This is a genomic window from Micromonospora sp. NPDC047730 (genome assembly GCF_043204765.1).
Classification (GTDB): Bacteria; Actinomycetota; Actinomycetes; order Mycobacteriales; family Micromonosporaceae; genus Micromonospora.
This window is the reverse complement of sequence record NZ_JBIDCU010000001.1, coordinates 202,571-222,638: the sequence shown is the minus strand read 5'-3', so window position 1 is coordinate 222,638 and position 20,068 is coordinate 202,571. Positions and strand designations below refer to the sequence as shown.

The window sequence follows — 20,068 nt, the reverse complement described above, 5'->3', positions numbered from 1 at the left end:
ACACTTCGCACGTGGGGTGGCTGGGGGCGGTGGGGCAGCAGTTCCGGGAGCTGCTGTCCCTGCCGCGTCCCTTGGCCCTGGAGCTGCCACCGGCGGCCGTGTTCGACTCGGCGCCGCGGCCGATCGACAAGCTGTTCGCCGAGATGAAGGCGGGCACGCCGGGCCGGGTGTCGCGGGCTGAGGCGCTGTCGGTGGCGGCCGTGCAGCGGGGCCGCAACAGCCTGTGCAGCATCGCCACGCTGCCGCTCACGCTGTACCGAGGCTTGGAGATCGTTCCGAGCCCGTTTCTGTCCCAAATCGATCCCGATGTGCCCAATGTCGTCACGCTGAGCCAGACGATCGAGGACCTGGCGTTCGACGGCATCAGCTGGTGGCTGATCACCGCGCAGGACTTCGCCGGCTACCCGCTCGCTGCCCGGCACCTCGACGTCGGCACGGTGTTGCTGGACCCGCCGCCCGGGCAGCCGAACCCGTTCCCGTCCGGCGTGGACGCCCGGGGCGTGAAGATCGTGTGGGTGGCGGGTGAGGCGACCCCCGCCGACAAGCTGATCCGCTTCGACAGCCCGAACCCGGGGCTGCTGACGGCGAACGCGCGGGCGATCCGGCGGGCGCTGCTGCTGGACAAGCTGGCGTCGACCTATGCGGACAACCCGCGGCCTCTCGATTACTTCACGGACAGCGAAGACACCTCCGTCGAGCCGATGGACGACGACGAGATCGACAGCTTCCTGGCCGAGTGGAACGCCCAGCGGAAGCAGTCCAGCACGGGCTGGATCCCGGGGAACGTGAAGCGCGTCGACGTGGCGACCCCGTCTCCGTCGGAGCTCCAGCTCGTCGAACTGCAACGCCAGGTCACGCTGGAGATCGCGAACGGTTTGGGCGCGGATCCCGAAGAGCTGGGCGTCAGCACCACGTCGCGGACGTACTTCAACGCCGCTGACCGGCGCGTGTCGAAGATCAACGAGCGTTACGCGCCGTTCATGTCGGCGATCACGCAGCGGCTGTCCATGGGTGACGTGACCCGCCGCGGCTACCGGGTCGCGTTCGACCTGACCGACTACCTGAAGCCGGACCCGGTCGCGCAAACCACCTACTGGAAGGCGCTGAAGGACATGGGCGTGATGGACGCTGACGAGATCCGCGCGGCGGCCGGCCTGTCCGGTCCGGCGCCGAAGCCGGCCGCCGCCCCGCCGCCGGCCGAGGGGGACGGCGGAGAGCAGGACCAGGCCGCCGACCAGACCGAGCAGTCCGGCGCTGAGGCGGCCCGGCCGGCTGGGATGACCTTCGCCTCCACCGACGACGGCCCGGCCATGACGTTCGCCGGCGGCGACTTCGCCGGCGGGACCGAGCCGGCGAAGGTCGACGTCGAGACGCGCACCATCACCGGCCTGGCCGTGCCGTACAACAAGATCGCCCGCAAGTACGGGCTGGCGTTCAGGTTCCTGCCCGGGTCGCTGGAGTACGACGACGCGAACCTGTCGCGGATCAAGCACCTGAAGGACCACTACACGCCGGTCGGCATCCACACGTCGGTGACGGAGACGCGGCGCGGCCCGGTCGTGAAGCTGAAGGTGCTCGACGGCCCCGAGGGCAGCCCGGCCAAGTTGGAGCGCGACCAGCTGCTCTACGACGCGCAGCACGGCCTGTACGACGGCCTCAGCGTCGGCGTCGACTTCAGCCTCGACCCCGAGGACGGGGACGTCGAGTGGAACGAGAAAGACCAGGTCTACGACGTCAAGCGCGCCACCTGGCGCGAGACGTCGTCGACGCCCATGCCCGCATTCGACGACGCTCGCGTGACCAAGGTGGCCGCGAGCAGGACTGCAACCCGAGCGAAGGAGTCCGGCATGCCGGAGAAGGACGAGTCGACCGAGACTCAGACCACGCTGCCGGCGGCCGGTGGCGTCAACCTCAACCAGGACCAGATCACCGCGCTGCTGAAGCGGCCCGGCGCGATCGAGGCCCTGGTGGCCGCGCAGCAGCAGCCGCGCGGTGGCGAGCAGAGCCAGCCGGCCATCCCCGACGGGGCGCTCGTCCTGTCGGCCGAGCAGGTCGACTCGCTGATCAAGGCCGGCCAGCTCGGCGCCCTGCTGGGTGTGCCGCAGCTGACCCCCGGCCCGCGGGCCGAGGCGGAGCCGGAGCGGCGCGCGACCGTCGACCCGACCCGCCGGACCGTGTCGGCCAGCGTGCGGGAGCCGGCGCCGTACGCGTTCGACCGGCAGGGCAACCTGACCAAGGGCGCGCACGACTTCTCCACCGACCTGATCGCCGGCAGCAAGGGCGACGCCGTGGCCCTGGAGCGGGCGCAGGCGTTCATGCTGGAGCAGTTCCAGGCGCAGCAGACCGCCGCGCAGTTCGACACGGACTCGGCCGACGTTGCTGGCCTGAACCCGGCGCGGCAGCGGCCGGACATGTTCGTCGACCAGCGCGAGTTCCGGTACCCGATGTGGGCGGCGATCAACAAGGGCACCATCGCCGACGCCACCCCGTTCGTCATCCCGAAGTTCAACAGCGCCAGCGGCCTGGTCGCGAACCACACCGAGGGCACCGAGCCGACGCCCGGCTCGTACACGGCGACGTCGCAGACGATCACCCCGACGCCGGTCGCCGGCAAGGTCGAGATCACCCGCGTGGCGTGGGACCAGGGCGGTAACCCGCAGCTGTCCGGGCTGATCTGGCGGCAGATGCAGCGCGCCTGGTACGAGTCGCTGGAGGCCGCCGCGGTGGCGGTGCTCGACGCCGCGACGCCGACCGCGATCACGCTGACCGCCGGCGGGGGCACGACCGGTCAGACCCTCGACAGCGAGATCACGGCCGCGCTCGCCGCTCTCCAGTTCATCCGGGGCGGGTTCTCGATGGACACCGGGTTCGCGCAGATCGACCTGTACAAGGCGCTGGTCGCGGCGAAGGACAACGACGGTCGCCGGCTGTTCCCGGCGCTGGGGCCGAGCAACGCGTCCGGCACGGCGTCGAGCCGGTACTCGGCGATCGACGTCAACGGCGTCGTGATGCTGCCGGCGTGGGCGCTGGCCGCGTCCGGCGACGTGGTCGCGTCGAGCTACCTGTTCGACCGGGAGGTCGTGCACGGGTGGGCGACGGCCCCGCAGCGGCTGGAGTTCCAGTACCGGGTTTCGCACGTCGACCTGGCGATCTGGGGCTACAAGGCGGCGGCGATCACCGACCTGTCCGGCGTCCGGGAGATCACCTACGACCCGACCGCCGGCGCCTGAGCCGCCCGCCCACCCGACCGACCCTGAGTAGGGAGCCCTCATGGCAAACGATCCGGCCGCTCCGGCGGCGAAGAAGCCGACCACCGCCCCCGCGAAGACGCCCGCCGCCTCGGCGGCGCCGTCCGCGCCCGCCGCGCCATCCGCTGCCGCGCCGGTCGACCCGGCCGCTGCGGCGATTCGGGACGTGGCCCGCGACGCGGAGATCCGCCGGCTGACCGACGAGCGTGACGAGCTGCGGAAGCGTGTCGGCGACACGTCGGAGCTGGAGACGCTGCGGGCCGAGGTCGCCGCCCTGCGCGAGGCCGCCGCCCGCACCGGCGGGGTCACGCCCCGGTGGACGATGTCGGCTGGGGTCGCTGCGGACCTGGAGAACACCGGGTACGCGACCGACCCGACCACCGGCGACGCCTACGTGCGTGACGGCGACAAGGTGACGGTCACCTCGCGTGGCGGCCGGACCCGCACCGTTGACATGCCGCGTCCGTCGGGCGCTGGCGACAGCGACAGCGCCCGGAAGAACTGAGCGGAGCGCGGCCGTGCCCTGGAAGCCTGACTACCTCACCGCCGTGCAGGCGGCGGAGTTCGTGCACGCCACGAGCGCGAGCGAGGCGGAGCTGGCGACTTGGTGCACGGCCGCGTCCCGGGCCATCGACAACCGGTGCAACCGGCAGTTCGGTAAGACGGACGGGCCGGTGGTGCGCACGTACCGGCGGCCGGCCGCCTACGACCGGGTGTCGGGGCTGTGGCTGCTGGAGGTCGACGACGTCCAGGACGTGACCGGGCTGACGATCGGCGGCGTGGCGTACGCGGACACGGGGGCGACACTGCTGCCGGACAACGCGGCCGCCGACGGCGTGCCGTACGAGCGTCTCGGCTTCACCGACGCGCCGGCCGGTCCGGTGCTGGTCGCGGCGATCTGGGGCTGGTCGGCGGTGCCGGCGCAGGTGGTCGCCGCCTCCAAGCTCCAGGTGTCGCGGTGGGCCAGCCGGCGGAACTCGCCGTACGGGATCGCCGGGTCGCCGTCGGACGGGTCGGAGATGCGGCTGCTGGCCCGCCTCGACCCCGACGTCCACACCACCCTCGCCGGTTTGGCCCGGCGCCGCAGGGTGGGCTGATCGGTGAACCTGGACGACGTCGCCGCCCAGCTCGGCGAGGCGCTCAAGACGATCGAGGGCCTGAACGTGCCGGAGTGGGGTGTGCGCCGGGTGTACCCGCCGTTCGCGCTGATCCCGCTGCCGGAGCAGGTCGAGTACGACGCGACGTACGGGCGGGGCAGTGACCGGATCGAGGACTGGCCGCTGCTGGTGCTGCTGTCCCGGCCGACCGAACCGGAGACGCGCAAGGCGATTGCTGCGTACGCGGACGGGTCGGGGCCGAAGAGCGTCAAGGCGGCGATCGAGGCGCACACCTACACGGCGTTCGACTCGGTGCGGGTCGGGCGCGCTGAGTTCGACGTCGTCAGCTACGACGGCGTCGACTACCTCGCCGCCATGTTCCACCTCGACATCACCGGAAAGGGCACGTGATGGGTTACCAGCACGGCAAGGACACACAGATCACCGTGGGCGGTGACGACATCTCGGCGTGGACGAACACGTCGGAGATGACCCGCGGCGCGGCCGGCCACAACGTGACCCACTACGGCAAGGGCGCCGAGGTGCACACGGGTGGGCTGAAGAACGGCCAGTTCACGTGCGGCGGCACCTACGACAACACCGCGACTACCGGCACGCACGCCGTGCTGAACCCGCTGGTCGGCACGGTCGTGGAGATCGTGCGTATGCCCGAGGGCACGGGCACGGGCAAGCCGACGCAGACGTTCGATGGGCTGCTGACGCAGTACGTGGAGACGAACCCGGTCGCGGACATGGTCACGTGGTCGGCGCAGTTCACGATCAGCGACGACGTCGCCGAGACGACGCAGGCGTAAGGGGGGCGACGGTGGCTGTTGACAAGGCTGCACTGTTCCGGGCCCGCTGCCCCGAGGCGGACGTGGAGCTGCCCGGTGTGGGCACCGTGCGGGTGCGGGGCCTGACCCGGGCCGAGGTCATCGAGATCGGCAAGGGCGCCAACGACGGCAAGGACATGGAGCCGTACTCCCTGTCGCTGGCGATGGTCGACCCGCGGCTGACCGAGGACGAGGTGCGGGAGTGGACCCGGGTCGCCACGTTCGGCGAGCTGGAGACGCTCAACCACGAGATCAACCGGCTGTCCGGGATCGCTGGCCGCGCCGACAAGGAGGCGTACAAAAGCCCTCCAGGCGGATCCGGGGCTTGAGTTCGACTTCTTCCTGGCCGAGAAGCTGGGGATGACGGTGGCCCGGATGCGGGCCGAGATGTCCAACGACGAGCACGTGTACTGGCAGGTCTACTACGCGCGGAAGGCGCAGCGGCAGCAGCTGGAGCAGCTGGTGGCGCAGGGACAGCGGGCGGGGAGGTGAGCGGGGCGTGATCGTCGAGCCGATCCGGATCGAGGGCCTGGCCGCGCTCAACCGCAGCCTGAAGCGCCTCGACGCGGAGGCGCCGAAAGGGCTGCGGCTGGCCCACAACGAGGCAGCGAACATCGTGGTCGACGAGGCGCGGCGCCGGATCCCGTCCGTGTCGGGGCGGGCGCGGGCATCGGTGAAGGCCAGGTCGACGCGGACGGCGTCAAGAGTGTCCGCCGGGTCGAAGCGGGCGCCGTACGTGCCGTGGCTCGACTACGGCGGCGAGGGCCGCGTCGCGGGCCGGCCGGGCAAGCGAGAGTTCCGCAAGGGCGGCCGGTACGTGTACCCGGCGTTCCACGACAAGCGCGACGAGTTCACCCGTGTGCTGGAGCGGTCCCTGTCCGGAGCGGTGGCTGCGGCCGGGCTGGAGATGAGCTGATGGCAGGCAACGCGGTCACCTTGACGTTCGCCGGCGACGCGTCGGCGCTGGAGAAGGCCGCCGCGCGGGCCAGCGCGGCGACGCAGTCCGTGGGGGACGCGGCGCAGCGGGCGTCCGCCGACACGGGGCAGGCCGCAGGCGCCGCCCGGGAGTACACCGACCGGATGACGCGGCTGGGTGCGGTCGCGGCCGGCTCGTCGGCGGCGATCGGTGACGCGGGTGGTGCGGTGTCGGCGCTGGCCGCCATCCAGTCCCGGGGCGCGGACAGGGCGCAGGCGCAGGCCCGCGCCCTGGCCGACGTCGAGCAGGCCGGCCTGGACGCCGAGCAGGCCCTCGGTGACCTGAAGCAGGCGCAGCTGGACCTCAACCAGGCGCAGATCGACGCGAAGCAAGCCGGCGTCGACGCGGAGCAGGCCATCCTCGACCAGAAGCAGGCCGGACTCGACGCCGCCGAGGCGCAGAAGGCGTACAACGCGGCCGTGAAGGAGCACGGCGTCGGGTCGGCGGAGGCGAAGCAGGCCGCGCAGGACCTGGCGCAGGCCCAGCTTGATCTGAAGCAGGCCGGGGTCGACGCCGAGCAGTCGCAGGCCGACCTGAAGCAGGCGCAGGAGGACGGTGCGCAAGCCGGCCGGGACATGGCGCAGGCGACCCGGGACGCGAAGGACGCCCAGCTGAACCTGGTCGACGCGCAGAAAGCGGCCGACCCGTCCACCCTGTCGAAGTGGGGGACGGAGATCGAGCTGGTGTCGACGGCCGCCATGGGCCTCGTCGGCACGGTCAACTTGCTGGCGATGGCCAACCAGGCCGTGTCGCTGTCGGCGATCCGGGCGGCCGCGGCAACCGCCGCGTCCAAGACGGCGCAGCTGGCCGGCGCGGCAGCCACCGGCATCGCCACCGCGGCGCAGTGGGCCTGGAACGTGGCCATGAGCGCGAACCCGATCGGGCTGGTCATCATCGCGGTCGGTGCGCTGGTCGCGGGGATCGTGTGGCTGGCCACGCAGACGACGTTCTTCCAGGACACGTGGAAGGCGATCTGGGGCAAGATCGGCGAGCCGGTGAAGGCCGCCTGGGACTGGATCAAGCGGATGGGCTCGGCCGCCCTCGACTGGTATCTGTCCCTGCCGGGCAAGATCTGGAACACCTTCAAGAAGATCGGCGGCTACGTCAGCGCCCCGTTCAAGGCCGGGTTCAACGCGGTCAGCAGGGCGTGGAACGCGACCGTCGGGCAGCTGCGGTGGACGGTGCCCGGCTGGGTGCCCGGCATCGGCGGCGCCACGGTCGGCGCGCCGCGGCTGCCTGAGTTCCACGTGGGTGGCACCGTGCCCGGCCGGCCCGGTGAGACGGTGCTGGCCGCGTTGAAGGCCGGCGAGCGGGTGTCGTCGCCGTCCGCGTCGATGGGTGGGGCGACGCTGCGGGTTGAGGCCCGCGACGGTGGTAGTCAGTTGGAGCGGCTGCTCGCCGAGTGGTTCCTCCACGCGATCCGCACGGGCGCACTCCAGCTGAACGTGCGCGACGGCCGCGTGGTGGTGGGTCGTGGCTGAGCAGAACGTCGTGGACATCGGCCTGTATCTCGGCGCGCAGCTGGGCTGGGTGGACGTCACGGAGCACGGCCGGCAGGGCGTCGCGGACTCCGGTGGCGGCATCACCATCACCCGCGGCGACGGAACGCCCGGCACGATGGACCTCGTTCTGGCGAACCCGGGCGGCCGGTACTCGCCCCGCAACCCGCGGTCCGACCTGTTCGGGCTGCTCGGCAGGAACACGCCGATCAGGGTCGGGCTCGTCGAGCTGGACGAGGCGTTCAACACCACCACCACCGGCACCTGGGCGCCGTCGGGCTGGTCGACGTGGGGTGCGGGCGGGTCGCTGACCGCCGCCGACTTCGGTGCTGACGGTGGGTCGGCGTGGCATCGGCTGCCGGTGGCGAACGCGTACCGCGGCACGCACTACACCGGCCGCCGGTGGCGCGACTGCGAGGTGCGGACGACGTTCACGATGGCGCCGGCCGACGTGGTTGGTGGGCCGTTGGAGCCGGCCAACCTGCTGCTGCGGTTGCAGGACGTGGGCACCTACTACATGGCGCGGGTGGAGGTGACCACCGCCGAGGCGGTGACCGTGTCGCTGCACCATTCGTCTGCCGGTCTCATCGCCGGGCCGGTCACCGTGGCGGGGCTGGTGTATGCCGGGCAGGCGCTCGCGGTGGCCGCGAGCGTGGTGGGTGACCGTCTGGCCGCGAAGGTGTGGAATCCGGCCGCTGGGGAGCCGCGTGACTGGCAGGTGACCGCTGTCGACACGCGGCTGACGGCCGCCGGGTATGTGGGTGTGCGGTCGGGGGTGGCGGGCAGCAACACCAACACGAAGCCGCTGGAGTTCCGCTACTACGACCTGCGGGTGGTCGACCGGCGGGCGTGCATGGAGGTGGCGTCCTGGCCGCCGCGGTGGAACGTGCCGGGCACCGACACGTGGGTGCCGGTCCAGGCTGCCGGGATCCTGCGCCGCCTTCAGCAGGGCGCTAAGCCGCTCGACTCCGCGTTGTACCGGTATCTGACCCGGACGGCGCCGTCGGCGTACTGGCCGCTGGAGGACCCGGCCGGGTCGTTGCAGGCCCGGTCGGCGGTCGCCGGTATCGCGCCGATGGTGCCGTTCGGGTATAGCCGGTTCACCACGCCGGGCACGGGTCGGCCGGAGCCGGCTGCCGGTCTGCCGGTGTTCGGCAGCGGGTCGGGTATTCCCGGGTCGCATCCGGTGGTGGACCTGGCGCAGGGCGGCACCCTCCAGGCGTCCCTGCCCTACTCGCCGTTCGCGAACTGGCGCATCGAGTGGGTGGCGATCTCACCCCGCGACAAGGGGAAGATCGTCATCCCGGTCCGCTGGTCGACGGACGGCACCTGGCCGCGGTGGGACATCCAGATCGAGCCCACCGGCATCTTCGCCACGTTCGGGTCGACGGACGGCACGAACGCCGGCACCGCCTCCAACTCGACGCTGAACCTGTACGACGGGCTGCCGCACCACTTCCGGATCGAGGCGACCGACATCGGTGGCGGCACCGTCAGCGCCCGCATCTGGGTCGACGCCGTCCAGGTCGCCACCTTCAGCATGTTCGGGTCGGCGCTGTCGGGCACGGCCGGCAGCATCACGCAGGTCACCGTGAACCCGCTGGAGATCCGGCAGGACAGCGCGGAGTCGCCGGCCATGCCGATCCTCGGCCACCTGGCGATCTGGAACCCGCCCGGCGCCGCCACGAACACCACGGCGGCGATGCGCGGGCACGCCGGTGAGACGGCCGCCGACCGGGTCGCCCGGCTGTGCGCCGAGCAGGGCGTGCCGGTGTTCGTCACCCGCGGCCCGGACCCGTCGCAGCCGATGGGTCCGCAGCGGCCCGACACGTTCCTGTCGCTGCTGCGCGAGTGCGAGGACGCCGACGGGGGGATCCTCGGTGAGGCCCGCGAGCAGTTGGCGCTCACGTACCGGTGTCTCGGCGCGCTCTACAACCAGACGCCCGTCGTGCTGCCGTACGACCACCTGGCGCCGCCGCTGGAGCCGACGGACGACGACGACCACGTCCGCAACGACGTGACCGTCAGCCGGCCGGACGGCGGCACCGCCCGGGCCGTGCTCGAGCTGGGGCCGCTGTCGGTGCTGTCGCCGCCGGCCGGGGTCGGCACCTACGACACCAGCGTCACCGTCAACGTGGCCGACGACGTCCAGCTGCCCGACCAGGCCGGGTGGCGGCGGCACCTCGGCACGTGGGATGAGGCCCGCTACCCGACGGCCCGGATCAACCTGGCCGACCCGGAGTGGGTCGGTGACGAGGACCTGGCCGCCGCGGTGACCGCGCTGGCCGCCGGGGACGTGCTGGCGCTCGACGAGCTGCCCGTCTGGCTGCCGCCCGGCCCGGCGCTGGAGATGGTCCGCGGGTCAGTGGAGCGCCTCGACGAGTTCACGAGGTCGCTCGACTGGACGTTGACGCCGGCCGGCCCGTACACCGTGGCGACCGCCGACGGTGAGCCGCGGGTGCCGGCTGACGGCACGGCGTTGTCGGCGGCGGTCCCGTCGGCGACGTGGGGGTCCTTCCAGATGACGTCGACGGCGGCGAACGGCCCGTGGATGACCAACGCGGCCGACTTTCCGCTGCTCGTCAGGGTCGGTGGCGAGGTGATGGAGGTGTCGACGATCGGCGGGACCGGCCTGACGCAGACCGCGATCGTGTCCGCCCGCGGCGTCAACGGCGTCTCGCGGGCGTGGCCGGTCGGCACTCCAGTCGACGTGTGGATCCCGGCGGTGGCCCCGCTGTGACGACGAAGGAGAGGTGACCCGTGGCAGTGCAGTCGGGGCAGAGGCTGACGCCGGCGAGGCTCAACCGGATATATCTCGCCCGGAAGACGGTCGACGAGAGCGTCGTGAACAACGCGACGGTCCAGGACGACGACCAACTACAGGTGTCCGTCCCGGCGAACTCGGCGTTCCGGCTGCGCCTGTTCGCCGTGCACACCACCCCAGCCACGCCGAACCTGCGGATCGGATTCGCTGGCCCGGCCGGGGTGTCGTTCGGTCGGTTGAAGTTCGAGGCCGGTCCGAACGCCAGCTTGCAGGTGGGTGTGCTGGCGGCCGGGTCTGCGCCGTCGACGGGTGGTGTCACCGGCACGGGCGCGGACAGTCCGCTTGAGGTGATCGGGGTGGTGACGACCGGTGCGACGGCGGGGCTGATCCGGTTTCAGTGGTCGCAGTCGGTGGCGAACGCGGCGGCGGCGGTTGTTCGTGCCGGGTCGTTCCTCGAACTCGTGCAGTTCGACTGAGTGGAGGATCCGTGAGCTACTACCTGGCGCCATCCCTGGACGTACTCAGGGGCGAGATCAACACCCGATGGCCGGGCCGGGACAAGGGGTCCGACGGGTGGATCGGCGACGCCGCCCACCAGGCCAGCAAGTCCGACCACAACCCCAACAGCCGGGGCAGCGTCAACGCGATCGACGTCGACAAGGACGGCGTCGACATGTGGGAGATCATCGCCGCGTTCGAGCGGCACCCGTCCGCCCACTACTGGATCTATCGGGGGCTGATCGCTGACGCCGACCAGAACTGGCGTCGCCGCCTCTACACCGGCTCCAACCGGCACGACAAGCACGGACACCTGAGCATCCGCCAGTCACGGGCGGCGGAGCAGGACCGACGACCCTGGGGACTCCTGGAGGATGAGATGAGCGAAGCCGAGATCATCGCGGCGCTGCGGAAGGCGATCACCACCGACCCCGTGATCAAGCGCGAGCTGTCCCGGCTGCCGTGGGCGTTCGCGCCTGCCGAGCACGCCGGCAAGAAGACGGCGCACGCCCTAGTGCTCCAGGACCTGCCGCGGCTTGTGGCGACGGTGCGCTCCGAGCTGGCCGAGCAGGCCGGCCGGGACGTGGTCGACGAGCAGCAGGTGGCCGCCGGCCTCGCGCCGGCGCTGCTGGCCGTGCTCACCCCGCAGGCGATCGCCGCCGCCATCCCGACCGACATCGCTGGCCAGGTGGCCGACGAGCTGGCCGGCCGCCTGGGGCAGGCACGTGAGTGACCGGCGAGCGCATCCGACAGGGCGTCAGGGACTGGTGCTCCGTCCTGCTTGGCCTGGGGATCATCGGCCATCAGGCGTTCATCGTCGCGCCGGGTCAGGCGTCGGAGATGCTCGTGCTGACCGGCATGGGTCTGCTGGCCACCCCGGCGTTGGGCGGCACGCTGGGGCTGCGGCGGGAGGCCAGTGGGGACGGATCTGGCTCTCCGTCGTCGCCTTCGTCGTCGCCGTCACCATCCTCGTCGTCTCCGGCGCCGTCCGGGGCGGGTGATTCGGCATGACCTACCAAGGGTGGCGGGCGCTGGTGGCGTGTCTGCTGGTGGCCGCCGCGTCGTCGCTGGTGTCGATCGTCTACGCCAACGCGGCCGCCCGGCAGTCGGAGCAGCGGTGGTGCGGGATCGTGACGACGCTCGACGACGCGTACCGGGCGACGCCGCCGCAGTCGGAGGCCGGCCGGAAGATCGCGGCGGACATCGCTCGGCTGCGGGGCGAGTTCCGGTGCGACCGGTGAGTTACTCGCGGCAGACGTGGTCCGGGTCGACGACGGCCTGGCCGCAGTCGTCGTCCCGGCAGCGCCACACCCGCACTCCCCACCCGCAGTCGGGGCAGCCGGTCCACGCCGGCGTCGGCGCGGGGTGCCCGGCGGGGCAGGTGTCGGGGGCGTCCTCGCGCCACTCCGCCGGTCCGCGGGCTGGGTCCGACCAGTAGCCACGCACCATCCGACGACCGTACAAGGAGAACGAGGATGCAGAACGACTACAACCCTGACGAGAGCTCGGCCGAACCGCTGGTGTCGGTCGGTGGGATCACCGCCGCCGCGACCGCGATCATCGGTCTGCTGGTCGCGTTCGGCCTGGACCTGACCGACGAGCAGCGGACCGCGATCCTCGGCGTGGTGGCCGTGGCCGCGCCGCTGGCCGTGGCTGCCATCGGCCGCAGGCGGGTGTACGCCCCGGCGACCGTTGCGAAGCTGCTCCGCCGGTAGCCACAGACGCAGCGCCCCCGCCCAGCTCCCCGGGTGGGGGCGCTGCTCCGTCTACGGCACCCGCCGCCGCTGCTTCCACCGGTTGGCCGTCGACTTACCGACGCCCGCCGCCCGGCCCAGCACCCGGCCCGACGGCTCCCGGCCCAGCTCCCGGGTGAGCCGCTTGTACGCCGCGGCGAGCCGGTCGCCCTCCGCGTCCTGCTCCACCGGCCCAGCTGGGTCGGGGCCCGGGTCGGGTGCTGGGTCGGCCCGACCCACCGTGAGGACGGCGTCGACCCGGGGGCGGGCCGGGCGGCGCAGGTGGGCCGGCTCGTCGGTCGCGTCGACCATGTCCCACAGCCCACCAGGGGAAACGTCGGCCCACCGTGGCAGGTCCCGGTCGGCGAGCATCGCGCGGGCAGCCCCGCTGGTGATCCGCTCCCGGGCCTGTGCCATCTGGACGCGAACCTCGGCGCAGCGCATGAGGTCCGGGTCGAGGCCGGTCGGCTCCGGCTGGGTCGCCTGGGTCGGGGCGGTGGGTCGACCACGAAGAGCGGCCCACGCGGCCCGGATCCGGCCGGTCGGCGCAGCGGCCCGCTGGGTCGCCCGGTGCTGCCGGTACCCCTCCCACGCGGCGCGCGGGTCGCGTACGTGGTGGTCGATGCTCCACCGCCGGGCCAGCAGGCTGCGGATCGGGAACGCGCGGCGGCGGGCCGGGTCGAAGGCCGCGCCGGTCTCGTCGACCAGGTCCTCGCGGAGCAGCTGGACGTGCTGCTGCCGGCGGGTGTGCAGCCCCCACAGCCACGGCGACAGGCTCGACAGCACACCGAGGATGACCGCGAGCGCGGTCGGCTCCAGCAAGCTCTCCGCGAAGTGGCTGTAGTTGACGGCCGCCATCACCAGGGCGATCGCGTAGGAAGCGCGCCGCAGCCGGGCGGCGGTCGTGCGGGCGCCGGCGAGCAGGGCGTCGTGGGCGTGCCATCCGACGTACAGCGCCACCGACTCGGCGGCCGCGGCGACTCCGACGGCGACGGCGACCCGGGCGACGGGGTGCCACTCGGCCGGGGTCTGGTCGTAGGCGTACGCGAGCTGCCCGCCGACCGCGGCCGCGTTGACGAGCAGCAGCGGCCCGACGGTCCGGGCGGTGCCGAGCAGGGCGCGGACCCGGGCGCGGCGACGGGCGCGGGCCTTGGCCTGCGCCTTGCGGCGGCGCTTCTCGGCGCGGGCGCGTTCGCGGGCGGCGCGGCGCTGCTCTTCGCGGTCGGCGGCGGCCTGGTCCCGGGCGAACTGGTCGGCGAGGCGGCGGCGCTGGTCCTCGGCGAGGGCGGCGGCGGCGATCTCTTCCGCGGTGGGCTGGCGGCGGCTGATCAGCTTCACCGGGCACCTCCGGCGGGAGCAGGGGCGTACGGGCTGGTGGCTGCCTCGTAGCGCTCCGACCGGCAGGGCCCGCAGTTGTGGGCGAGGGAGCCCCGGTGACGGGGGCACTGGTCGGCCCCCGGCGGCGGAGGCGGGGCGGCACCACGCCGGACCGGGTCGGCACCCGCCTTGTTCTTCGGGACGAAGCGACGCCAGTTCCGCGCGGCAGCGCGGCCCTTCAACTTCTGAGGATCTTCGACTTCGGGTGACGCGCCTTGGCTGTCACCCCCTGGGGCCTGATCTGTCGCCCCGGCCGCTCCGGATGTCACCCCCTTGATCGCGGATGACACCCCGTCGACCACGAGTCGGTAGACGCGGGTGACGATCCCGGCGACCTGCCGGACGACGAGCCGGCCGGCCTGGACGAGCCGGGCGAGGGACCGCTGCACGGTCCGCTCGGACACGCCCACGTAGTCGGCGATGGTGGCCACCGACGGCCAGGCGTCGCCGGAACGGTCGGCGTGGGCGGCGATGGCGAGCACGACCAGGCGGTCTGTGCCGCGCAGATCCTTGGTCGCCAGCAGGGCGGCCTTGACGGGCTGGCTCACCGGGCACCGCCGAACGCGCCGGTCGGGAAGACGTGGACGTGCCCGCAGGGCCGGGTGATGTCCGGCGCCATCGGCACGGGGCGCGGGGCGAGGCCGGCGGCCACGACGGTCAGCTCGACGTCGACGGTGTGCTTGGGGCAGGCGTAGATCGAGGCGTCGAGGGAGGCGTCGGCGCTGTCGGGGCCGCTGTAGACCTCGATGCGGTCGACGGCCGGCTGGTCGCAGGTGGGCAGGGTGAACGGTAGAGTGCTCACGGGTCAGGACTCGCTTCCTGATCAAGGGCCCGGCCGGAGTTGCAGTCTCCGCGTCCGGGCCCGACCTGTTGTCGGGCGTTGTGCGTCAGGGGGAGGGGATCAGCGTCGCCGGCTGCCGAGCTGCGCGAGCCGCGCCCGGTCCTCGTCGGTCATCTCCCGGGCGATGATGCGGCCGAGGTGGCGCGAGGAGTTGTTGAGCCACCAGCCTGCGTCCGTGTGCCGCAGCGCGACCTCGCGGTACATGGAGATGAGCTCGGCGACCAGCTCGGCCGGCTGGTCACCAGCGGTCGCCGTGATCTCGGTGGCGATCCGGTCGAGCATGACCGCGCGGTCGTTCTCGGCGAGCCGGATGACGTCGGGGTTGCGGTCGGTGAGCTGCGGCAGGCCGGTCATCTCAGTTCCTCTCTCGTTGACAAGCACATCTTGTCAAATGACCCACCATACGTCAAGCGTTACTTGTCAAACTCTCCGGCGGGGTGCATGCTGTCTGTGACAGGTACCACCCGCCAACAACGCGAGGGCACGCTATGGAACTCGACGACGAACTCGACCCCTATCGGCCCGACGCCACCGTGGAGGAGCGCACCGACCACGTCATCGGCGTGCTGCTGTCCGACGACGACCCGGTACGCCGCTACCGCACCGTCCAGGCACTCCAGGACGGCCGGCTCCGCGAGGCCGCCGCAATCAGCCTCCGGCAGTTGCGCGACCAGCACGGCACCACCGACGCCGCAGCCGCCGCCGTCGGGATCAGCCGCCAGGCCGCCAACGAGCTGCTCGCCAAGGCCGGCGCCCCCGGCGCCCGGGAGGACCGCGCCGTACGCGACGCGCCCACCTACGCCTACGGCACCTACCTGGCCGCTGCCCGCGCGTGCGCCGACAACATCCCGGCGGGCCCCCGCCGGGAGAAGGCGATCATGCGGTACCACGACCTGGAGGCCAAGGCGGTCCAGACCCTGACGGTGTTCCCGGCCCTCGCCGAGGCCGCGCAGAAGTGGCTCAGCCAGGTCCGGCCGCCGAGCGCCCGGGAGAACTGCGCCCGGAAGCTGGAGAACGCGGCCGCGCGGATCGCCGACTGGGTGGCTGGTCGCACCGACCCGTGGCTCAGCATTGGCGAGCAGTCGGAGGTGTACATCGGCTACCACTCCAGCCGCGTGCGGTGGCGTGAGGAGCGGCGTACGACGAGCGTGTGAGCTAGCGAGGCGGCCCCGCCCCACGGAAGGGGACGGGGCCGCTTGCCGTCGGGCTACAGCGCCACCTGGGCACGCCACCGGCAACCGTTCGACACCTTGAAGCCCTTGTCCGTCGACTGCACCCGCACCGTCGCGGACTCGCCCGGCTCCAGGTTGTCGTCCTCGATGATCGAGTCCGACCGGCCGAACGACCGCAGGCGCGCCCAATAGCACGGGTGGTCGCCGGCCGTCGTCACGTACGTGCCGGCCGCCACCTCGGTGCCGACCGTGTAGATGCCGTCGGTCAGCTCCGCCGGCCGGGTAGACGCCGGCGCCGACGTGGCCGGGGCGCTGGTGGGCTGCTCGCTGGCCGGGGCGGTGGTGGCCGCCGGACCGCCGGCCGGCTGCTGGTCCGGTGGTGAGTCGACGAGCAGGATGCCGACGATGACGGCCAGGACGACGGCCACGGCGACGGCCAGGCCGATCTGACGGGGATTCGCGCGCATCGGTGACCTCCGGTTGACGCTGCGTTGTCCAACGCTAGCGGGGGCGCGCAAGTTGCGAGGACCGCTCGACCTTCGGTCGGGGGCCGGCGGGCGGGCGGACCGGGGCGACCCTTGGCCGGACCCGCGCCGGGGCGGCGGCCGGCGGCGGCGCGGACAGGACGCGCAGTCCATCCAGCTGCACGTACACCTCCCGCTTGTCGGTCGCCTCACCGCCGGGGCCGAGGACGTAGCCGGTGAGCCACACCCACCCGTGGTAGGTGGGGCGGGGGTCGACGGACACCAGGCGCAGCCGTAGCGCGCGGTCGCCGCCGAACTGGACGGACGCCTCGCCGCCGATGTGCAGCACGGTGCCGGGGCGCAGGCTGGCCGGGGTCACCGGAGCAGGTGGCCGAGCAGCACGGCCAGGGCGACGACCGCGGCGCAGGCGAGGATCGGCCACCGCTCGGCGCGGGTGGTCGGGGGCGGCAGCTCCGGCGGCGGCGCCTTGACGCGGTCGCCGTCGACGATGGGCGGCGGACTGGCGTGCCGGTAGTCGGGCACCACAACGATCACCCCATATGACTCAAGATCACCAAACGGTCACTATCCGCACCGTACTTAGGGTGCTTAGGGAGGTCAACGACGCGGCTGATGTCCTCTGTCGCTCATGGTGTAATTCGCGGGCCCAACCCCTGGAGATCCCCATATGCCCGCGCGCTTCCTCACCTACGAGCAGATCGCTGCTGACCTCGCCGAACGAATCACTCGTGGCGAATACGCGCCCGGCACAAAGCTGCCGAGCACACGCGCGCTCGCCGAGCTGTACTCGGTTTCCACGGCGACGGTCGAGCGGGCGCACATCGTGTTACGGGAACGCGGGCTGACATACGGCGTGATCGGTAGGGGCGTATTTGTCGCAGAGCGCGAAGAAGGCAACTCGTAGCGCCATCAGAAAGTCTGATGTCCTACCTACGCTTGGTAGGACGTGAGGAACGGTGCCGATCTATTCGCGTTCCGTGATCAAACTTGCCGTTCAGGCGCTCCGTCCGCTCACGCTGGGTGGTCTATACCACGTGGAACTTCCACGTGCCACTCGGGGACTTGCTCCACTGGGGACAGCTACCTGAGTTCACCTGAGCAGGGCTTTCGCCGCCCGGTCGCACGGGTGTTTCATCAGTGCTCCGGTTAAGTCTCCGTTAAGACAAGGAGCCCGCGTGCGCCACAATCCCTCCCCGCTGCTCATCCTCGGCACCATCGTCGCCGCCACAGCCGCCGCCTGTTGGGTGGCGAGGCGCGAGTCCCTTCGATCCCGCCAGGCCGTCCAGGTACCGCAGGACCCCCTGCCGCCCGACACCCGGTCCGTGTACTGGCAGGTGTACTCCGACGTCCTGGAGGACCTCGGCGGCGTCGGTGGCGGAGGGCCGATGGTCTAGGTACACGGTTCCGTACACTGTTGATCTTGTGCGGGCATGACGAAGGCCCCCTGACTCTCGGAGTTTTCCGAGGTCAGGGGGCCTTCCCCTTACCGAGCCGCCTGACGGAATCGAACCGTCGACCTACGCATTACGAGTGCGTCGCTCTAGCCGACTGAGCTAAGGCGGCAACGATCGTCAAGTGTACGGCACGACCGGCCGCCCGGCCGAGCGGGATCCCCCACCCGCCCCGCCCGACCCGGACATCCGGGGCCGATCCGTCGTTCCCCGGACAGCGATGGCGGCGGGTCCGGACTACGCTGCGGCGGGTGACGGACGATCGTTCCCCCGACGACGACCCGCAGGACGGCGCGGCGGCGAGCCCGCATGCGAGCGAGGCGGCCGGCGGGCGGGCGGCGCGCCGGCCGCGCAGCACGGATCCGCACGAGCTGGGCTTCACCCCGCGCAAGCCGGTGCCGTGGCTCGCGCCCTTCCTGCTGATCAGCACCGGCATCCGTACGCTGCTGGCGATGCTCTTCGGGGCGTACCTGGACAAGCGGGAGCTGCAGAACGCGTTCGGTGACGGGATCTTCCGCCAGGTCGGGCCGGACGGCGGGCTCTGGCTGGACTACGTGGCCGACCTGGGCGACGGCTTCAACGCCACCTACTCGGTGGCCTACCTGATCGCCCAGCGCGAGCTGGAGGTGGACGGGCACCGGCTGCCCCGGGCGCAGACCCTGGTGATGGGCGGCGACCAGGTCTACCCGTCGGCGGCGTACGAGGCGTACGAGGACCGGTGCAAGGGGCCCTACCAGGCTGCCCTGCCTGTCAGCCCGCCGGAGCGGCCGACGCTCTTCGCGGTCCCCGGCAACCACGACTGGTACGACGGGCTGACCGCCTTCCTGCGGCTGTTCGTCCGCTCCCGGGACCGGCACTTCGGCGGCTGGGACACCGGCCAGTCCCGCTCGTACTTCGCCGTCGAGCTGCCCGCCGACTGGTGGCTGCTCGGCCTCGACGACCAGTCCGGCTCGTACCTGGACGACCCGCAGCTCACCTACTTCGACAAGGTCGCCGAGCGGCTGGGCCCGCAGAGCCGGGTGATCCTGACCGTGCCCGCGCCGACCTGGGTCAAGGCCGTCGACCACCCCACGGCGTACGACTCGATCGACTACTTCATCCGCACGATCATCGCGCCCACCGGGGCGCAGGTGCGGCTGCTGATCTCCGGCGACCTGCACCACTACGCCCGGTACGCCGGCCCGGACCGGCAGTTGATCACCTGCGGCGGCGGGGGCGCGTACCTCTACCCGACGCACAAGCTCCCGGAGCGGATCGAGGTGCCCCCGCGTGACACCCTCGCCCGGCGGGCCAGCACCTCCCGCCCGTACGACCTGGCCGGCCGCTTTCCGGACCCCGCCCGCTCCCGGCGGTACGGCTGGGGGATCTTTCCCCGGCTGCCGCTGCGCAATCCGGGCTTCACGACCCTGCTCGGCACCCTGCACACGCTGCTGATGCTGGCGATGGCCGGCGTCGTGAGCAACCGGACCGGCACCGAGCAGCGACTGTTCAGCGTGCCGCTGGTGGCGATGCTGGTCGTCACGGTGCTCGCCGCGGCGTTCTTCGCCAAGCCGCCCAGCTCGGGCGGGAAGCGGCACGCGCGGCACTGGATCCTCGGCGTGGGTCACGGCCTGGCCCACGTCGGGCTCGCCGCAGCCGGCACCTGGGCCTGGCTGGCCCTGCCTCTCTACGACTGGCCGTGGCCGCTGCCGGCCGTCGCCGCGGCGGTGGTCTACGGCCCGGTGATCGGGCTGGTGGCGAGCCAGCTCGTGGCCGCGTACCTGCTGGTGGCGGGCGCGTTCGGGGTGAACGTCAACGAGCTCTTCGCCGGCCAGGGCATCGAGGACGCGAAGGCGTTCCTGCGGCTGCGCATCGACCCCGACGGCACGCTGACGATCTATCCGATCGCGGTCGACCGCGTCGCCCGCCACTGGCAGGTCAACCCCGACCAGTCCCCCGAGTCCTCCTGGCTGGCGCCGAAGCACCCCCTCCGCCCCCGCCTGGCCGAACCCCCCACCACCCTCACCTGACCACCCCACCCGGGCGACCCACGCCGCCGGCCGCCGGCCTCGTTGATCATGAAGTTGTTGCCGCGACACGCCGCTGGGGCGGCAA

At 72.2% G+C, this 20,068-nt stretch carries 27 protein-coding genes and 1 tRNA gene; 19 read left to right on the top strand and 9 right to left on the bottom strand.

Going from position 1 to position 20,068, the window contains the following annotated elements:
- Window positions 1–11: 11 nt before the first annotated feature.
- Genes ACGF5G_RS01015 through ACGF5G_RS00950 form a run of 14 tightly spaced genes read left to right on the top strand, consistent with a single transcriptional unit; the run spans window position 12 to window position 12,156 of the window.
- On the top strand, window positions 12–3,230 hold the full coding sequence (locus ACGF5G_RS01015) for a phage portal protein (protein WP_393257653.1): 3,219 nt from the start codon (window positions 12–14) through the stop codon (window positions 3,228–3,230).
- Window positions 3,231–3,270: 40 nt separating this feature from the next.
- Complete coding sequence (locus ACGF5G_RS01010) at window positions 3,271–3,753, top strand: hypothetical protein (protein WP_393257650.1); 483 nt, start codon at window positions 3,271–3,273, stop codon at window positions 3,751–3,753.
- A gap of 13 nt (window positions 3,754–3,766) precedes the next feature.
- On the top strand, window positions 3,767–4,345 hold the full coding sequence (locus ACGF5G_RS01005) for a hypothetical protein (protein ID WP_393257647.1): 579 nt from the start codon (window positions 3,767–3,769) through the stop codon (window positions 4,343–4,345).
- 3 nt (window positions 4,346–4,348) lie between these two features.
- Window positions 4,349–4,756 (top strand): hypothetical protein, encoded by a 408-nt coding sequence (locus ACGF5G_RS01000; RefSeq protein WP_393257645.1) that lies wholly within the window; start codon window positions 4,349–4,351, stop codon window positions 4,754–4,756.
- On the top strand, window positions 4,756–5,160 hold the full coding sequence (locus tag ACGF5G_RS00995; RefSeq protein ID WP_393257643.1) for a hypothetical protein: 405 nt from the start codon (window positions 4,756–4,758) through the stop codon (window positions 5,158–5,160). The genes ACGF5G_RS01000 and ACGF5G_RS00995 overlap by 1 nt, the downstream gene beginning before the upstream one ends.
- Before the next feature lie 11 nt (window positions 5,161–5,171).
- Window positions 5,172–5,507 (top strand): hypothetical protein, encoded by a 336-nt coding sequence (locus tag ACGF5G_RS00990; RefSeq protein ID WP_393257640.1) that lies wholly within the window; start codon window positions 5,172–5,174, stop codon window positions 5,505–5,507.
- A gap of 31 nt (window positions 5,508–5,538) precedes the next feature.
- Window positions 5,539–5,670: a hypothetical protein gene (locus ACGF5G_RS00985; RefSeq protein WP_393257638.1), complete on the top strand. Its 132-nt coding sequence runs from the start codon at window positions 5,539–5,541 to the stop codon at window positions 5,668–5,670.
- Between the two features lie 7 nt (window positions 5,671–5,677).
- Window positions 5,678–6,094: an HK97 gp10 family phage protein gene (locus tag ACGF5G_RS00980; RefSeq protein WP_393257636.1), complete on the top strand. Its 417-nt coding sequence runs from the start codon at window positions 5,678–5,680 to the stop codon at window positions 6,092–6,094.
- Window positions 6,094–7,635: a hypothetical protein gene (locus tag ACGF5G_RS00975; protein WP_393257633.1), complete on the top strand. Its 1,542-nt coding sequence runs from the start codon at window positions 6,094–6,096 to the stop codon at window positions 7,633–7,635. Before ACGF5G_RS00980 ends, ACGF5G_RS00975 begins: the two co-directional genes overlap by 1 nt.
- Window positions 7,628–10,393, top strand: coding sequence for a hypothetical protein (locus tag ACGF5G_RS00970; protein ID WP_393257631.1), 2,766 nt, complete (start codon window positions 7,628–7,630; stop codon window positions 10,391–10,393). Before ACGF5G_RS00975 ends, ACGF5G_RS00970 begins: the two co-directional genes overlap by 8 nt.
- Window positions 10,394–10,413: 20 nt before the next feature.
- Window positions 10,414–10,893: a hypothetical protein gene (locus ACGF5G_RS00965; RefSeq protein ID WP_393257629.1), complete on the top strand. Its 480-nt coding sequence runs from the start codon at window positions 10,414–10,416 to the stop codon at window positions 10,891–10,893.
- Between the two features lie 11 nt (window positions 10,894–10,904).
- Window positions 10,905–11,648, top strand: a complete 744-nt coding sequence (locus ACGF5G_RS00960) for a hypothetical protein (RefSeq protein ID WP_393257626.1) — start codon at window positions 10,905–10,907, stop codon at window positions 11,646–11,648.
- Entirely contained in the window at window positions 11,645–11,926 is a 282-nt protein-coding gene (locus ACGF5G_RS00955) for a hypothetical protein (RefSeq protein ID WP_393257623.1), read from the top strand. The genes ACGF5G_RS00960 and ACGF5G_RS00955 overlap by 4 nt, the downstream gene beginning before the upstream one ends.
- The gene (locus tag ACGF5G_RS00950) at window positions 11,923–12,156 is read left to right on the top strand and encodes a hypothetical protein (protein ID WP_393257621.1); all 234 of its coding nucleotides are present in this window, start codon (window positions 11,923–11,925) and stop codon (window positions 12,154–12,156) included. The genes ACGF5G_RS00955 and ACGF5G_RS00950 overlap by 4 nt, the downstream gene beginning before the upstream one ends.
- A gap of 1 nt (window position 12,157) precedes the next feature.
- On the opposite strand, the gene ACGF5G_RS00945 is transcribed toward ACGF5G_RS00950, so the two are convergent.
- Window positions 12,158–12,364 carry a hypothetical protein gene (locus ACGF5G_RS00945; protein ID WP_393257619.1) on the bottom strand — a complete coding sequence of 69 codons (207 nt, stop codon included), beginning with the start codon at window positions 12,362–12,364 and terminating at the stop codon, window positions 12,158–12,160.
- A gap of 26 nt (window positions 12,365–12,390) precedes the next feature.
- Between ACGF5G_RS00945 and ACGF5G_RS00940 the strand changes: the two genes are divergently transcribed.
- Window positions 12,391–12,630: a hypothetical protein gene (locus tag ACGF5G_RS00940; RefSeq protein ID WP_393257617.1), complete on the top strand. Its 240-nt coding sequence runs from the start codon at window positions 12,391–12,393 to the stop codon at window positions 12,628–12,630.
- Between the two features lie 51 nt (window positions 12,631–12,681).
- Here ACGF5G_RS00940 and ACGF5G_RS00935 read toward each other — a convergent pair whose 3' ends face one another.
- From ACGF5G_RS00935 to ACGF5G_RS00920, 4 genes are all read right to left on the bottom strand, one after another.
- Entirely contained in the window at window positions 12,682–13,986 is a 1,305-nt protein-coding gene (locus ACGF5G_RS00935) for a hypothetical protein (protein ID WP_393257614.1), read from the bottom strand.
- Window positions 13,983–14,573 (bottom strand): helix-turn-helix domain-containing protein, encoded by a 591-nt coding sequence (locus ACGF5G_RS00930; protein ID WP_393257612.1) that lies wholly within the window; start codon window positions 14,571–14,573, stop codon window positions 13,983–13,985. Before ACGF5G_RS00930 ends, ACGF5G_RS00935 begins: the two co-directional genes overlap by 4 nt.
- Window positions 14,570–14,827, bottom strand: coding sequence for a hypothetical protein (locus ACGF5G_RS00925; RefSeq protein WP_393257610.1), 258 nt, complete (start codon window positions 14,825–14,827; stop codon window positions 14,570–14,572). Before ACGF5G_RS00925 ends, ACGF5G_RS00930 begins: the two co-directional genes overlap by 4 nt.
- A 99-nt stretch (window positions 14,828–14,926) precedes the next feature.
- Entirely contained in the window at window positions 14,927–15,220 is a 294-nt protein-coding gene (locus ACGF5G_RS00920; protein WP_393257607.1) for a hypothetical protein, read from the bottom strand.
- Window positions 15,221–15,354: 134 nt separating this feature from the next.
- Between ACGF5G_RS00920 and ACGF5G_RS00915 the strand changes: the two genes are divergently transcribed.
- Window positions 15,355–16,020 carry a hypothetical protein gene (locus tag ACGF5G_RS00915; RefSeq protein WP_393257605.1) on the top strand — a complete coding sequence of 222 codons (666 nt, stop codon included), beginning with the start codon at window positions 15,355–15,357 and terminating at the stop codon, window positions 16,018–16,020.
- Between the two features lie 53 nt (window positions 16,021–16,073).
- On the opposite strand, the gene ACGF5G_RS00910 is transcribed toward ACGF5G_RS00915, so the two are convergent.
- From ACGF5G_RS00910 to ACGF5G_RS00900, 3 genes are read right to left on the bottom strand one after another with little or no spacing between them, the layout of a single operon-like run.
- Window positions 16,074–16,505: a hypothetical protein gene (locus ACGF5G_RS00910; RefSeq protein WP_393257602.1), complete on the bottom strand. Its 432-nt coding sequence runs from the start codon at window positions 16,503–16,505 to the stop codon at window positions 16,074–16,076.
- 34 nt (window positions 16,506–16,539) lie between these two features.
- A complete protein-coding gene (locus tag ACGF5G_RS00905) occupies window positions 16,540–16,881 on the bottom strand; it encodes a hypothetical protein (RefSeq protein ID WP_393257600.1) in 342 nt (113 codons plus the stop codon).
- Window positions 16,878–17,057: a hypothetical protein gene (locus tag ACGF5G_RS00900; RefSeq protein WP_393257598.1), complete on the bottom strand. Its 180-nt coding sequence runs from the start codon at window positions 17,055–17,057 to the stop codon at window positions 16,878–16,880. The genes ACGF5G_RS00905 and ACGF5G_RS00900 overlap by 4 nt, the downstream gene beginning before the upstream one ends.
- A 133-nt stretch (window positions 17,058–17,190) precedes the next feature.
- On the opposite strand from ACGF5G_RS00900, the gene ACGF5G_RS00895 reads away from it, so the two are divergent.
- Both ACGF5G_RS00895 and ACGF5G_RS00890 read left to right on the top strand, forming a co-directional pair.
- A complete protein-coding gene (locus ACGF5G_RS00895; RefSeq protein ID WP_393257595.1) occupies window positions 17,191–17,427 on the top strand; it encodes a winged helix-turn-helix domain-containing protein in 237 nt (78 codons plus the stop codon).
- A 271-nt stretch (window positions 17,428–17,698) separates the two neighbouring features.
- Window positions 17,699–17,917: a hypothetical protein gene (locus tag ACGF5G_RS00890; protein WP_393257593.1), complete on the top strand. Its 219-nt coding sequence runs from the start codon at window positions 17,699–17,701 to the stop codon at window positions 17,915–17,917.
- A 95-nt stretch (window positions 17,918–18,012) separates the two neighbouring features.
- Here ACGF5G_RS00890 and ACGF5G_RS00885 read toward each other — a convergent pair.
- Window positions 18,013–18,086: transfer RNA gene (locus tag ACGF5G_RS00885), tRNA-Thr, on the bottom strand.
- A 139-nt stretch (window positions 18,087–18,225) separates the two neighbouring features.
- On the opposite strand from ACGF5G_RS00885, the gene ACGF5G_RS00880 reads away from it, so the two are divergent.
- On the top strand, window positions 18,226–19,983 hold the full coding sequence (locus tag ACGF5G_RS00880) for a metallophosphoesterase family protein (protein WP_393257591.1): 1,758 nt from the start codon (window positions 18,226–18,228) through the stop codon (window positions 19,981–19,983).
- Window positions 19,984–20,068 lie beyond the last annotated feature (85 nt).

Excerpts from the sequence above, each read along its gene's own strand:
- ACGF5G_RS01010 (WP_393257650.1), top strand. The coding sequence starts at position 3,271 with ATGGCAAACGATCCGGCCGCTCCGGCGGCGAAGAAGCCGACCACCGCC.
- ACGF5G_RS00995 (WP_393257643.1), top strand. The coding sequence starts at position 4,756 with ATGGGTTACCAGCACGGCAAGGACACACAGATCACCGTGGGCGGTGAC.
- ACGF5G_RS00985 (WP_393257638.1), top strand. The coding sequence starts at position 5,539 with ATGACGGTGGCCCGGATGCGGGCCGAGATGTCCAACGACGAGCACGTG.
- ACGF5G_RS00975 (WP_393257633.1), top strand. The coding sequence starts at position 6,094 with ATGGCAGGCAACGCGGTCACCTTGACGTTCGCCGGCGACGCGTCGGCG.
- ACGF5G_RS00950 (WP_393257621.1), top strand. The coding sequence starts at position 11,923 with ATGACCTACCAAGGGTGGCGGGCGCTGGTGGCGTGTCTGCTGGTGGCC.
- ACGF5G_RS00945 (WP_393257619.1), bottom strand. The coding sequence starts at position 12,364 with ATGGTGCGTGGCTACTGGTCGGACCCAGCCCGCGGACCGGCGGAGTGG.
- ACGF5G_RS00940 (WP_393257617.1), top strand. The coding sequence starts at position 12,391 with ATGCAGAACGACTACAACCCTGACGAGAGCTCGGCCGAACCGCTGGTG.
- ACGF5G_RS00920 (WP_393257607.1), bottom strand. The coding sequence starts at position 15,220 with ATGACCGGCCTGCCGCAGCTCACCGACCGCAACCCCGACGTCATCCGG.
- ACGF5G_RS00915 (WP_393257605.1), top strand. The coding sequence starts at position 15,355 with ATGGAACTCGACGACGAACTCGACCCCTATCGGCCCGACGCCACCGTG.
- ACGF5G_RS00910 (WP_393257602.1), bottom strand. The coding sequence starts at position 16,505 with ATGCGCGCGAATCCCCGTCAGATCGGCCTGGCCGTCGCCGTGGCCGTC.
- ACGF5G_RS00895 (WP_393257595.1), top strand. The coding sequence starts at position 17,191 with ATGCCCGCGCGCTTCCTCACCTACGAGCAGATCGCTGCTGACCTCGCC.